We start from the raw sequence: 12,943 nt of genomic DNA on the forward strand, positions 1-12,943 counted from the left end.
TCGAAACAGGCTGTTTGCGATGCCCACAATCGGGTTTGCACGCCAACTTTTAGGCGCAAATAATTAATAAGCATGCCGCCCAAATTCATTCACCTGCGCCTGCATAGCGAGTTTTCGCTGGTCGACGGCATCGTCAAAATCAAACCGCTGGTCAAGCGCCTCGCCGAATTGAACATGCCGGCCGCGGCGGTGACCGATCACGTGAACCTGTTCGCGCTGGTCAAATTCTACAAAACCGCGATGGGCCAAGGCATCAAGCCGGTCGCAGGCGCGGACGTGCTGATCTTCAATCCGGACGAGCCGACCAACCCGTACCGCCTTACGCTGCTGGTCAAGAACCGGCAGGGCTATACCACGCTGACCGAACTGATTTCCAAGGCCTATCAGGAAGGCCAGCATCAGGGCGTGCCGATGCTCAAATACGAATGGATCGAGGCGAACCACAGCGGACTGATCGCGTTGTCCGGCGCGATGGCCGGCGATGTCGGCCGCGCGCTGATCGGCGAACGCAAGGAGGATGCGAAACGCCAGGCGCTGTATTGGGCAAACCTGTTTCCGGACAGTTTCTATCTGGAACTGCAGCGCGTCGGCAAGCCCGGGGAAGAGCATTACATCGCAGCCGCACTCGATTTGGCGGTCGAGGCAGGCCTTCCGGTCGTCGCGACGAATGACGTGCGCTTTTTGCATCGGAAAGACTTCGATGCGCACGAGGTCCGCGTCTGCATCAACCAGGGGCGCGTGCTCGACGATAGCCGCCGCCCGAAGGACTATACCAACCAGCAGTACTTGCGCAGCCCCGAAGAAATGTGCGAGCTGTTCGCGGACATTCCGGAGGCGCTCGAAAACACGGTCGAAATCGCCAAGCGCTGCAACATCACGCTGACGTTGGGCAAGAACTTCCTGCCCGACTATCCGGTGCCGGAGGGGATGACGATCGGCGACGTGATGGCCGAAGAATCGCGCAAGGGCCTCGAAGAACGGCTGCGCCAGCATCCGCCTTACGGCAGCGGTACCGAGGAAGAAAACCGCAAGGTCTACTACGACCGGCTCGAAACCGAGCTGCGCGTGATCACCCAGATGGGTTTCCCCGGCTACTTCATGATCGTCGCGGACTTCATCCAGTGGGCGAAGAACCATCAGATCCCGGTCGGGCCGGGCCGGGGCTCGGGCGCGGGCTCGCTGGTCGCGTACGTATTGAAGATCACCGATCTCGACCCGATCGAATTCGACCTCCTGTTCGAACGCTTCCTAAACCCCGAGCGGATCTCGATGCCCGACTTCGACGTCGATTTCTGCATGGACCGGCGCGACGAGGTGATCGACTATGTTGCCGAGCATTACGGCCGCGACCAGGTTTCGCAGATCATCACCTACGGTTCGATGGCCGCGAAAGCGGTTACCCGCGACGTCGGCCGGGTGCTCGGCTTTTCGTACGGCTTCGTCGACCAGCTCGCTAAACTGATTCCGTTCGAGCTCGGAATGACGTTGGACAAGGCGCTGCAGGACAGCCCCGACCTACGGCAGCGCTACGAAAACGAGGAAGAAGTCCGCGCGCTGATCGACATGGCGCGCTCGCTCGAAGGCATGGCCCGGAACGCCGGCAAGCACGCGGGCGGGGTCGTGATCGCGCCGACCAAGCTGACCGATTTCACGCCGTTGTACTGCGAACAGGGCGGCGGCAACCTGGTCACCCAATTCGACAAGGACGACGTCGAGGCGGTCGGCCTGGTCAAGTTCGACTTTCTGGGGTTGCGCACCCTGACGATCATCGACTGGGCGCTGCAGACGATCAACCGCAAGAAAGCGGAGCTTGGCGAACCGCCGGTCGACATCGCTGCGATTCCGCGCGACGATCCGGCCTCTTACGAGATTTTGAAGACCGCCCAGACCACCGCGGTATTCCAGCTCGAATCGCGCGGGATGAAGGAACTGATCAAAAAACTGAAGCCGGACTGCTTCGACGACATCATCGCGCTGGTTGCGCTGTTCCGGCCCGGCCCGCTCGAATCGGGCATGGTCGACGACTACATCAACGTCAAGCACGGCGCCAAGGCCGAATACGCGCACCCGATCCTGGTTCCGATCCTGAAACCGACCAACGGCGTTATCCTGTATCAGGAACAGGTGATGCAGATCGCGCGGGAAATGGGCGGCTACACGCTCGGCGGCGCGGATATGCTGCGCCGGGCGATGGGCAAGAAAAAGCCCGAGGAAATGGCCAAGCAGCGCGAGGTGTTCACGACGGGCGCGGTCGCGAACAATATCGACGAAAGTATCGCGACCTACATCTTCGACCTGATGGAGAAGTTCGCCGGCTACGGCTTCAATAAGTCGCATTCGGCCGCCTACGCGCTGGTCGCCTACCAGACCGCCTGGCTGAAGGCGCATTATCCGGCCGAATTCATGGCCGCGGTACTGTCGGCCGATATGGATAACACCGACAAGGTCGTCGTGTTGATCGAAGAATGCCGGCGTATGAAGCTGCCGATCGAACCGCCGTCGATCAACGACTCGAGCTTTCGTTTCACGGTGAACAAGGCCAATAAGATCGTTTACGGCCTCGGTGCCCTCAAAGGCGTCGGCGAGAACGCGATCGAGGACATGATCCAGGAACGCGAGGAAAACGGTCCTTACAAAGACCTTTACGACCTGTGCAAGCGCGTCGACCTGCGCAAAGTCAACCGGCGCGTGCTCGAAGCCTTGATCCGCGCCGGCGCGTTCGATACCTTCGACCCGAACCGCGCCGCGCATCTGGCCGAACTCCCGACCGTCTTGAAGGTCGCCGAACAGCACGGCAAAATGGCCGAAACCGGCCAAAACGACCTGTTCGGCCTGCAGGAAGCCGGCCCCGAGGAAGACGCGATCGCGGCTTATTCGACCTACGTCGAACCCTGGCCCGAACAGGAACGCCTGAACGCCGAAAAGCAGACCCTCGGCCTGTTTCTGACCGGCCATCCGATCGCGCAGTACGAGGCCGAAATCAGCCAGTTTACCCACGGCAGCCTGAACAAGCTGAAATCGGACATGGAACGCAGCAAGGGCAAAACGGAAGCACGCATCGCGGGCCTCGTCGTCGAAATCCGCACCCGCCAGTCCAAGAACGGCAAGACGATGGGCTTTGCGCTCTTGGACGACCGTACCGATCGGCTGGAGGTCGCGGTGTATCCGGAAACCTTCGAACGGCACCGCGACATCTTCACCCGAGACGTGCTGCTGGTCGCCGAAGGCGCGCTCGCAATGGACGACTTCACCGGTACCCCGCGCCTGACCGCCGAAAAGCTCTACAGCATCGACCAGGCCCGTAACGCCTTTGCGCGTGGTTTGCAGTTGATCTGGAATGCCGGCGTTAACGGCAATTCGCTGGTAGACCAATTGAGTCCGGCATTGGCGCCTTATAAAGGCGGGGCCTGCCCGGTTTTAATCCAATATCGCTCGGCAGAAGCGCAGGCGACCGTCAGGCTGGGCGATGAGTGGCGGGTGTTTGCGACCGAGGAGTTGCTGTTGCGGTTGAAACGGCAGCTTGGGAGTGAGGCGGTTGAGGTTAAATACCGATAATTGCGTAGGTCGGGCAACAGCTTTATCGTTGCCCGACGTTCAGCCGTCAATAAAGGTAGGGAATTAGGCAAAGTAAAACACATTGCCGTATTAAAGCATCGAATTGTCGGGCATAAAAAGCATGCCCGACCTACAGGACTAAACGCGATAAGGCGCATTAGCCACAGCATGCGGTGCAATACGGCTATCGCCTATTACGCCCTATGGATGGATTCTTCAATCACACGAGGGAAACAAATGGCGATAAAGATCGTAAGATTAGGCAGTTCCCGTCAGGATCATGAAGGCCTGCGCATCGGCACGGTGAGGCGTCCTCCACGGGGCGTCAGAAAGGAAGATTATACGTCGAAAAACATTTATGACGTTTGGTTTCCGAATCTCTCTCCGAGCGAAGCATTGCTGAAAGAATTCCTCGCGACGGAGGACGAAAAATCCTGGAAGGCTTTCAGACGGAAATTCCTGGCCGAAATGAAGGGGCCGGAAGCGAGCAAGGACCTGGACCTGCTCGCCGCGCTTTCGCATCATACGAACCTGGCGATCGGTTGTTATTGCGAGGATGAAAGCCGCTGCCATCGTTCGCTATTGAAGGAGCTGCTCTTGAAACGAGGGGCCGAGGTTGAATAAGAACCCGTGTAAGGGGTGGGAGCCTAACTTGATGGGAATGAAGCGGAAGCCATGTTAAGCATGGCTTCCGGAACTGAAACGGCCGTTTAGATTTGTTTTTTGATGATGGTCTTGCCATCGATGACCAGTTCGGAAATGCCGCCCAGCGAACCGTGCAGGGTGCAGGAAGCCTCCTTGAATTTCTTTTCGCCCTTCCATTTCAGGGTGATATAGGTTTCCTTGTCGGTTTGAGGATCTTCAGCGGGAAAGAATACTTCTTCGCCGGTTTCTTTCAGAATCGCGGCCGGGCATTTCTGGTTGGCCATTTGCTGGATCGCGACATAATTTCTGAGCATCGACTGCGCTTCGACTTGCTGCGGCGATTCCTGCTTGCTGACTGCAACGACGACAAAGCCGATTACAAAGACGCCGATCACGGCCCACATCAGCTTGGTAGCATCGCTCATTTTTTCTTCGGTCTGTTCACTCATTTGGCACCTCTGATTTGTTATTGATGAATTATCCCAGTTAGGCTTGGCCCGGTTGCCCGGTTAACTTCCCTACGAATTCTAAGCGAATTGCGCTTTTCCGGCAATGCAAAGTGCCGGATCCCGAAAAACAAGGCCTAGAATTCTATTCCTTGTTCCGCCTTGATCCCTTTTTCAAAGGCATGTTTGACCTGAGTCATTTCGGTGACCGTGTCCGCGATCGCAATTACTTCGGGTGCGGCGTTGCGGCCGGTCAAAATCAGGTGCATCCAGCGCGGCCGGTGCTGTTCGATGAATTCGGCGATTTCCCGGCCGCTGATCCAGCCATAGCCGCAGCAGTAATTGATTTCGTCCAGTACAACCACATCGAATTCTTCGGACAGGATTTTCCGTTTGCCGAACTCCCAGATTTCGCGGCTGGTCTTGATGTCCTGTTCGGGATTTTTGGTGTCCCAGGTAAAGCCGTCGCCGAGCGCATGCCATTCGATATTCTCGAAACGCTGAGCGGCTTTTTGCTCGCCGGTTTGCCACTGGCCTTTAATGAACTGGATCACGCAGACTTTCATGCCCCAGCCGGCGGCGCGGAATGCCATCCCGAACGCGCTGGACGATTTGCCTTTGCCCTCGCCGGTGTTGACGACGATCAAGCCCTGACGTCTGTCTCTTGTTTTCATGGTGTAGTTGGTTTTCTGATGGAAAGAGATATTGAATGGTAAAAAGGGTTATGTGCCGTAGGGTACGCTGTGCGTACCTGATCCTGATCCAAGGCAACGGCCCAATTCATGCTTTAAAAAAGGTACGCACAGCGTACCCTACGCCGGTCTGTATTTTGCCAGTATCGTAAGGCAGGCTACGTATATCTTTTTAAAGCTAAGGACAGGCCCTGTTCAAAGCAACGACCAGACCATGCTTCAAAAAAGATACGCCCAGCGTACCCTACTGTGCGAGCAGGTGGCTATGTTCGGCTCGTGTCGGCAAGCCCGGCCGCGCGCCCATCTTCGTGCAGCACAGCGCGCCGGCCGCGCTGGCGTAACGCAACACATCCTCCCAGCCCATCCGCTGCGCGACAGCCGCCGCGAAGGCGCCGTGAAACGCATCGCCGGCCCCTGTCGAATCGACATCGGTGACTTTGAAAGCGGGCATGAAGCCCTGTTCGGCGCCGCGGCGCCAGTAGAGGCCTCTTTCGCTGAGCGTGATCACGACGTTCGGAGCGCTATCAGCCAATTGGCTCAGCGCAAGTTCGACCGAGCCGGCGATCTGCAGGGCGAACTTTTCCGAACAGACCAGGTAATCGACCAGGGTCATTAGTGCCTGCGTGCCTTCGTGCAGAGAGCCTGCATCGAGTACGGTCGGAATCTGCCGGCTGCGCAGTTCCCGGCAATAGGGGGCGGAAACGCGGGGCTCGTGCCCGTCGAACAGCACCACTTGCGGCCGAATGCCGCTGAAGTCCAGCGCATCGGCGGGTAGGGGATGGGTGCCGATTTTATAGTTGATCAGCGCGCGCTTGCCATCCGGTTTGACGAGCACCGTCGAGATCGGCGTGGGAGCGGCGCCGCGCATGACCAGACGGGTATCGACACCGTGATCGTGCAATTCCTTAAGGTGCTTGTCGCCGTAGAAGTCTGCGCCGAGATAGCCGGCGAAAGCGGCTTTCAAGCCCAAGTTTGCGACCATCACTGCCGCGTTCGCGGCCGGTCCGCCGCCACAGTCGATAAAGCCGGTCGCAAAAGTTTTTTCGTCCGCGGCCGGGTGATGATCGACCGAGAATACCAAGTCGTAGGAAGCATGGCCGATACAGAGTACATCGGCATCAATCAGCGGTTTTTTCATCGGTGCTTGGAGTGGACAGCGCAACAAAATGGGCGTTATTCTAATCGAAAACCGTAACCGTCTCCCTGCCGTTTTTGATCCGTTGCGCGGCCGAAGCTGCGCTATCGGCGAAATATTTCCATCGGGAGGTCGAGATAGTCTTATTTCATGGAGGTCATGTATGAATATCAGTCCCGAAATTTTGCCCCGCTTGATCGAGGCGGTTGCCGATACAATCAAAAAAAATGCCGAGGAAGTGACCCAACTCGACCAAGCGATCGGCGACGGCGATCATGTGGTCAACTTACAGCGCGGCATCCATGCGCTTAAGGCGCAAAGCGCGGAAATCGGGCAGACGGATTGGGTAGGGGCATTGCAGAAAATCGGGATGACCCTGATGTCGACGGTCGGCGGGGCTTCCGGTTCGCTGTACGGGACCTTGTTCGTGACGATGAGCAAGTCGCTGCGGGACAAACCGGTCGATCGGCAGCGCTTTGCCGATGCGTTCGTGCAAGGCGTCGAGTCGGTCAAGCTGCGGGGCAGGGCGGATGCGGGCGAAAAAACGATGCTCGATGTACTGATTCCGGCCGCGCAAAGCCTGCAAAAATCGGCCGCTGCCTCCGAAGGATTGAAGGAGTCGCTGGACGAGATCGTCAGGACCGCCGAAGCCGGCGTCGAGGCGACCCGCAACATGCTCGCGACCAAAGGCAGGGCCTCTTTTCTCGGCGAGCGCACGCTCGGCCATCTCGACGCGGGCGCTAAAACCGCGCAGTTGATGATTTCGGCGATTGCGGAAGCGCTTGCGTCTTCAGCAGCCCCAACGTAACGCGGCAGTATGGACCGGCGCGTCCCAAAGACGGACCAGTTCCTCGTCTAGCCGTGTCAGCGTCAGCGAAGCGCCGGCCATGTCCAGCGAGGTGGTGAAATTGCCGACCAGCGAGCGGGCGATCTTCAGGCCGCGTTTCTCCCAGTGTTGGGCGGCCAACTGATAGAGCAGATGCAGTTCGATCAGGGGCGTGCCGCCGAAGCCGTTCACATGCAGCAGCATGGATTGGCCGGGCTGCGGATTCAGTTCTTCGTCGATCGCGTGCGCCAACTGTTCGACGATTTCGCTCGCGCTTTTTAACGGAACCGTCTCGCGTCCGCGCTCGCCGTGGATACCTACGCCCATTTCCATTTCGTTCTCTCCAAGCTCGAAAGTCGGCTTACCGAGCGCAGGCACAGTGCAGCTGGTCAGTGCAACGCCGATCGAGGCGGTGGCCTCATTGACCCTGTCGCCCAGCGCTTTGCAGGCGGCCAGATCGGCGCCCGTTTCGGCAGCCGCGCCGACCATTTTTTCGACGATCAGTGTGCCTGCCACTCCGCGCCGTCCGATGCTGTGCGTTTTGGGCAGGGATACGTCGTCGTCGACCAGTACGGTGGCGTTCGGCGCTTCGAACATTTCAGCCGCGATTTCGAAATTCATTACGTCGCCGGCATAATTCTTCACGATGAAGAGCACTCCGGCGCCTTGGTCGACTGCCTGCGCTGCGGCCAGCATCTGATCCGGCGTCGGCGAGGTGAAGATTTGTCCGGGGCAGGCCGCATCGAGCATGCCGAGGCCGACAAAGCCGCTGTGCAGCGGTTCGTGGCCGGAACCGCCGCCGGAGATCAATGCGACTTTTCCGGGTTTGGTCGGCTGCAGGCGTTTGATGAAGTGCGGCTGGAGGTTCAGTTCGACGATATCCGCATGGGCTTTCGCAAAGCCTTTCAGGCTGTCTTCGAGCAGGCTGTCGAGGTCGTTGATGAATTTTTTCATGGATGTGGCTCCGGCTGTAGGATGGCTTGACTGCGCAAGGCTTCGGTGACGGCGATGATGTCCTGCATCAGCCAGGTCGGCCGATAATCGGAAGCGCGAAGGTCTGCTTCGCTCGAAATGCCGCTCAGCACCATCAGGCTGCGGATGCCGGTGCGTACCGCACCGAGGATGTCGGTTTCCAGGCGGTCGCCGATCGCAATCGTTTCGGCCGGATCGGAACCCAAAAGTTTCATCGCCTGGCGGTACATGATCGGCTCGGGTTTGCCGATGATCGTCGGCGAGACGCCGGTCGCGGCGGTCAGGGCGGCCAGGATCGCGCCGTTGCCGTGTGTGACTCCGTACTCGGTCGGCAGTGTCGTATCACCGTTGGTGCCGACGAATTTGGCGCCGGCCCGTATATTCAACGTCGCTGTCGCCAGCTTGGCCCAAGTCAGTGTCGAATCCTTGCCGCAGACGACGATGTCCGCGCCTTGCGCATCAGGGGTCTTGGGCGTGGGCAGTTCGTAAAGGCCGGTCAACGTAAATCCCTGTTCGCGCAAGGGACCCACGGCGCCGTCCTCGCCGACCACGAACACGCGGGTCGAGGCCGGGTCGTGGAGTTCGGCAAGGTGCAGAGCGGTCGCCATGCCGGAGGTGAGTATTTGATCCTTCGAAACGGTGACGCCCATGCCGGCAAGTTTCGTGACATATTGATCCTGCGTCTGGCTGGCGTTGTTGGTCGCCAGGAGGAAGCGGATGTCGAGATCGCGCAGGGTTTCGAAAAACGCGCACAATCCAGGCTGGGGGACGGAGCCGTGCCAGAGCACGCCGTCCATGTCGATGATCATTGCGCGAATATTATTGAAAGGCTCCATTCATTATGTCTCTCAAAGCGCAGCTGTCCTTCTGGCTGATGACTGCTGCGCCCTTCTTCTCTCCGGTATGATCCGGAACGGTTAAAATCGGGGGCCGGCTGCCCGCATACTTTAAAAAAGGTATGTTAGAGCGCTCGATCCGGTCGCAACAGCTTGGCATAAGTTTCCGGTGCTTGTCCAGTCCGTACGCTTAAAGGTGTAAGCCGAGAGAAATGCGACTATGGTCAAAGTGAGCCGGGGCGAGGCGAGCCGGGCTGGTTTGCTCCCGGAAAAACCAAAAAACCGATCGAGTAGAGATCGTGCCGGGGCTGAGGAGACAGATGCAGCAAAACCGAGTAAAATTGAAACATTTATGAGCAAATATGTCTGGCTCGGGCTGGTTGTCAAATTGCCCGGAAAAGCCACCAGAAGGCGCCGTGGCTGTATTCGGCAAGGATCATTGACATGACTCCCCTTTCTAATTTACAGTAGCGTTCGCATTAAACAGGTAACCCACCTATTACAATAACAAACCATTGGAGCAATAACATGGCAAAACCATTAATTCAAATCGCTTTGGACTCTCTGGACTACAACGCAACCATCCAGCTGGCTGAAACCGTCGCGCCTCATGTCGACATTTTCGAAATCGGCACGCCTTGCATCAAACACAACGGTGTTAATCTGGTTAAGGATCTGCGCGCCAGATTCCCGGATAAACTGTTGCTGGTCGACCTGAAAACGATGGACGCCGGCGAATACGAAGCAACCCCTTTCTATGCGGCCGGCGCCGACATCTGCACCGTGCTGGGCGTATCCGGTCTGGCGACTTGCAAAGGCGTTATCAAAGCGGCTAACGCTCATGGCGCCGAAGCGCAAATCGACCTGATCAACGTTGAAGACAAAGTTGCTTGCGCACGCGCTTGCGCGGAAGCCGGCGCTCACATCATGGGCGTACACACCGGTCTGGACGCACAGGCTGCAGGCCACACTCCTTTCGGCGACCTGAGCGACATCGCCAGATTGGGTTTGAACGTTAGAATCTCTGTCGCGGGCGGTATCAAGGCTTCGACCGTACAAGACGTTGTTAGAGCCGGTGCGAACATCATCGTTGTCGGCGCTGCAATCTACGGCGCTCCATCCCCAGCTGACGCAGCACGCGAAATCCGCGAATTGGTTGAAGCTGTATAACGATGCATCAGCAACTTATCATAGACAAAATTTCGGGCATTCTGTCGACGACCGATTCTTCCTACGATCAACGTCTGACCCAGATGCTTGATAATGCCAAGCGTATATTTGTTTCAGGCGCCGGTCGCTCCAAGCTCGTTGGCAATTTTTTTGCGATGCGGCTGGTGCATGCCGGTTACGATGTCAGTGTTGTGGGTGAAATTGTCACGCCCAGCATCAAAAGCGGCGATCTGTTGATTATCATTTCAGGCTCGGGCGAAACCGAGCAGTTGATAGCCTTCACGAAAAGCGCGAAAAAAGTCGGCGCGGACATTGTGTTGATTTCGGCAAAGAGCAGCTCAACGATAGGCGACATGGCCGATGCGGTTTTCCAAATCGGTCAGGCTGAACAATACGGCAAAGTGGTCGGCATGCCGATGGGTACCGTTTTCGAACTGTCGACCCTGTTTTTCCTGGAAGCCACCATTTCTCATATCATCCATGAGAAGGGTATCCCGGAAGAAGTCATGAGAGAAAGGCACGCTAACCTAGAATAGCGAAACCAAGAACGGGCGGCCCAGGCTGCCCGTTCTTTTCTCATGTGTTTGGCGACCAAATCAAGTGACGCTGAATAGGCTGATTAACTCAACATCATTATACCAACGAAGGAGAAGACTATGGCTTCGCGCCGTGTTTTAGCTAACGCCATTCGCGCTTTGAGCATGGATGCGGTTCAAAAAGCAAATTCGGGTCATCCCGGCGCCCCGATGGGTATGGCGGATATTGCCGAGGTTTTGTGGAACGATCATATGCACCACAATCCGGCCAATCCAAAATGGCCAAACCGCGACCGTTTCGTGCTGTCGAACGGCCACGGCTCCATGCTGATTTATTCCCTGCTGCACCTGACCGGTTACGATTTATCGATCGAAGATCTGAAACAGTTCCGTCAGTTGCACTCGAGAACACCAGGCCACCCGGAATACGGCTATGCGCCTGGCGTTGAAACGACGACCGGTCCTCTGGGACAAGGCATCACCAATGCGGTGGGCATGGCGATTGCCGAAAAAGCTCTGGCCGCGCATTTCAATAAGGACGGTCATAAAATCGTCGACCACAAGACTTATGTGTTTTTGGGCGACGGCTGCTTGATGGAAGGCATCTCTCATGAAGCTTGCTCGCTGGCGGGTACGCTGGGTCTTGGCAACCTGATCGCGTTCTGGGACGACAACGGCATTTCGATCGACGGCCATGTTGAAGGCTGGTTTACCGACAATACGCCGAAACGTTTCGAAGCCTACGGCTGGCATGTCATTCCGGACGTCGACGGCCATGATGCGGAAGCGATCAATAAAGCGATCGAGTTTGCGAAAGCGATGACCGACAAGCCGACGCTGATCTGCTGCAAGACCACGATCGGTTTCGGAGCGCCGAACAAGGCCGGTACTCATGCCTGCCACGGTGCGCCATTGGGTCAAGAAGAAATCAATTTGACCAAAGCGGCTTTGGGCTGGGATCACGACGCGTTCGAAGTGCCTGCGGATGTTTATGCAGGCTGGGATGCAAAGGCGAAAGGCGGTGCTGCAGAGACAGCCTGGAATGAGGCGTTTGCGGCTTACAAAGCGGCGCATCCTGAACTGGCGGCCGATTTCGAGCGGCGGATGAACGGCGACCTGCCTGCCAACTGGCAAGCGGACGCGGACAGCTTTGTCGCTGCCGTCAACGCCGAAGCGAAAACTACCGCAACCCGTCTGTCGTCTTTGGCATCGATCGAAGGCTATGCCAAATTGCTGCCGGAAATTTTCGGTGGTTCGGCCGACCTCGGCTGTTCGAACATGACCGAATGGTCCGGTTACAAGCCGATGCGCGCGAACAAGCCGGATGCGAACTATGTGAACTACGGTGTACGCGAATTCGGAATGGCGGCGATCATGAACGGCATTGCCCTGCACGGCGGCCTGATCCCGTTTGGCGCGACCTTCCTGATGTTCTCCGAATATGCGCGTAACGCATTGCGGATGGCTGCGTTGATGAAGATCCGTTCGATCTTCGTTTTCACTCATGACTCTATCGGTCTGGGCGAAGACGGTCCGACGCACCAGCCGATCGAGCAAACTGCAACTTTGCGGATGATTCCGAGAATGCATGTTTGGCGGCCTTGCGACGCAGTCGAAACAGCCGTTTGCTGGCGTGCAGCAATCGAGCGTAAAGACGGCCCATCGACGCTGGTGTTCTCGCGGCAGAACCTGCCGCATATTCCGCGCAGCGAAGAGCAGATCAAATTGATTGCTCGCGGCGGCTATGTGTTGAAAGACTGCGAAGGACAGCCGGACGCGATCATCATCGCCACGGGTTCCGAGGTCGAATTGGCAGTGAAAGCGGCGGAAGAGCTTGGTGCGAAAGGTAAGAAGATCCGCGTCGTTTCGATGCCGTCCACCAATGTTTTCGATGCGCAGGATGCGGAATACCGTGAATCGGTATTGCCGTCGACTGTTACCAAGCGGGTTGCCGTCGAAGCCGGCGTAACCGAGTTTTGGTGGAAATATGTCGGCTGCAACGGCAAGATCGTCGGTATCGATCACTTCGGTGAATCGGCGCCGGCTGGACAACTTTTCAAGGAGTTTGGCTTCACTGTTGAAAACGTAGTCAAAAACGTGGAAGCTGTACTTTGATTGAAAAAAGACGGG

The 12,943-nt window shown here is 57.3% G+C and carries 11 protein-coding genes; 6 read left to right on the forward strand and 5 right to left on the reverse strand.

The features are described 5' to 3' along the window. Positions 1-72 precede the first annotated feature (72 nt). A complete protein-coding gene (gene dnaE, locus JJL52_RS06705; RefSeq protein ID WP_202051638.1) occupies positions 73-3,555 on the forward strand; it encodes a DNA polymerase III subunit alpha in 3,483 nt (1,160 codons plus the stop codon). 237 nt (positions 3,556-3,792) lie between these two features. Next, a complete protein-coding gene (locus JJL52_RS06710; RefSeq protein WP_202051639.1) occupies positions 3,793-4,179 on the forward strand; it encodes a DUF488 domain-containing protein in 387 nt (128 codons plus the stop codon). A gap of 86 nt (positions 4,180-4,265) precedes the next feature. On the opposite strand, the gene JJL52_RS06715 is transcribed toward JJL52_RS06710, so the two are convergent. From JJL52_RS06715 to JJL52_RS06725, 3 genes are all read right to left on the reverse strand, one after another. Continuing rightward, positions 4,266-4,649 carry a hypothetical protein gene (locus tag JJL52_RS06715; RefSeq protein ID WP_236994108.1) on the reverse strand — a complete coding sequence of 128 codons (384 nt, stop codon included), beginning with the start codon at positions 4,647-4,649 and terminating at the stop codon, positions 4,266-4,268. 134 nt (positions 4,650-4,783) lie between these two features. Next, a complete protein-coding gene (gene cobO / locus JJL52_RS06720) occupies positions 4,784-5,350 on the reverse strand; it encodes a cob(I)yrinic acid a,c-diamide adenosyltransferase (protein ID WP_336885046.1) in 567 nt (188 codons plus the stop codon). 232 nt (positions 5,351-5,582) lie between these two features. Then, positions 5,583-6,476 (reverse strand): carbohydrate kinase family protein, encoded by an 894-nt coding sequence (locus tag JJL52_RS06725; protein ID WP_202051641.1) that lies wholly within the window; start codon positions 6,474-6,476, stop codon positions 5,583-5,585. Positions 6,477-6,636: 160 nt separating this feature from the next. Here JJL52_RS06725 and dhaL point away from each other — a divergent pair, with 160 nt between their 5' ends. Next, on the forward strand, positions 6,637-7,281 hold the full coding sequence (gene dhaL, locus JJL52_RS06730) for a dihydroxyacetone kinase subunit DhaL (protein ID WP_202051642.1): 645 nt from the start codon (positions 6,637-6,639) through the stop codon (positions 7,279-7,281). Here the strand turns inward: dhaL and dhaK are convergent. Next, positions 7,264-8,253: a dihydroxyacetone kinase subunit DhaK gene (dhaK, locus tag JJL52_RS06735; protein ID WP_202051643.1), complete on the reverse strand. Its 990-nt coding sequence runs from the start codon at positions 8,251-8,253 to the stop codon at positions 7,264-7,266. The genes dhaL and dhaK overlap by 18 nt on opposite strands. After that, a complete protein-coding gene (locus JJL52_RS06740) occupies positions 8,250-9,107 on the reverse strand; it encodes an HAD-IIA family hydrolase (RefSeq protein ID WP_202051644.1) in 858 nt (285 codons plus the stop codon). Before JJL52_RS06740 ends, dhaK begins: the two co-directional genes overlap by 4 nt. 528 nt (positions 9,108-9,635) lie before the next feature. On the opposite strand from JJL52_RS06740, the gene hxlA reads away from it, so the two are divergent. The 3 genes from hxlA (at position 9,636) to tkt (ending at position 12,928) form a co-directional block, all read left to right on the forward strand. Beyond that, entirely contained in the window at positions 9,636-10,277 is a 642-nt protein-coding gene (gene hxlA / locus JJL52_RS06745) for a 3-hexulose-6-phosphate synthase (protein ID WP_202051645.1), read from the forward strand. Between the two features lie 2 nt (positions 10,278-10,279). Beyond that, positions 10,280-10,813 (forward strand): 6-phospho-3-hexuloisomerase, encoded by a 534-nt coding sequence (hxlB, locus tag JJL52_RS06750; RefSeq protein WP_202051646.1) that lies wholly within the window; start codon positions 10,280-10,282, stop codon positions 10,811-10,813. A 120-nt stretch (positions 10,814-10,933) separates the two neighbouring features. After that, on the forward strand, positions 10,934-12,928 hold the full coding sequence (gene tkt, locus JJL52_RS06755) for a transketolase (protein WP_202051647.1): 1,995 nt from the start codon (positions 10,934-10,936) through the stop codon (positions 12,926-12,928). Positions 12,929-12,943 lie beyond the last annotated feature (15 nt).

It is taken from the genome of Candidatus Methylomicrobium oryzae, from assembly GCF_016745425.1.
In the GTDB taxonomy this organism is placed as follows: Bacteria; Pseudomonadota; Gammaproteobacteria; order Methylococcales; family Methylomonadaceae; genus Methylomicrobium; species Methylomicrobium oryzae.

Excerpts from the sequence above, each read along its gene's own strand:
- JJL52_RS06725 (WP_202051641.1), bottom strand. The coding sequence starts at position 6,476 with ATGAAAAAACCGCTGATTGATGCCGATGTACTCTGTATCGGCCATGCT.
- hxlA (WP_202051645.1), top strand. The coding sequence starts at position 9,636 with ATGGCAAAACCATTAATTCAAATCGCTTTGGACTCTCTGGACTACAAC.
- dhaK (WP_202051643.1), bottom strand. The coding sequence starts at position 8,253 with ATGAAAAAATTCATCAACGACCTCGACAGCCTGCTCGAAGACAGCCTG.
- JJL52_RS06715 (WP_236994108.1), bottom strand. The coding sequence starts at position 4,649 with ATGAGTGAACAGACCGAAGAAAAAATGAGCGATGCTACCAAGCTGATG.
- dnaE (WP_202051638.1), top strand. The coding sequence starts at position 73 with ATGCCGCCCAAATTCATTCACCTGCGCCTGCATAGCGAGTTTTCGCTG.
- dhaL (WP_202051642.1), top strand. The coding sequence starts at position 6,637 with ATGAATATCAGTCCCGAAATTTTGCCCCGCTTGATCGAGGCGGTTGCC.
- hxlB (WP_202051646.1), top strand. The coding sequence starts at position 10,280 with ATGCATCAGCAACTTATCATAGACAAAATTTCGGGCATTCTGTCGACG.
- JJL52_RS06740 (WP_202051644.1), bottom strand. The coding sequence starts at position 9,107 with ATGGAGCCTTTCAATAATATTCGCGCAATGATCATCGACATGGACGGC.
- JJL52_RS06710 (WP_202051639.1), top strand. The coding sequence starts at position 3,793 with ATGGCGATAAAGATCGTAAGATTAGGCAGTTCCCGTCAGGATCATGAA.
- tkt (WP_202051647.1), top strand. The coding sequence starts at position 10,934 with ATGGCTTCGCGCCGTGTTTTAGCTAACGCCATTCGCGCTTTGAGCATG.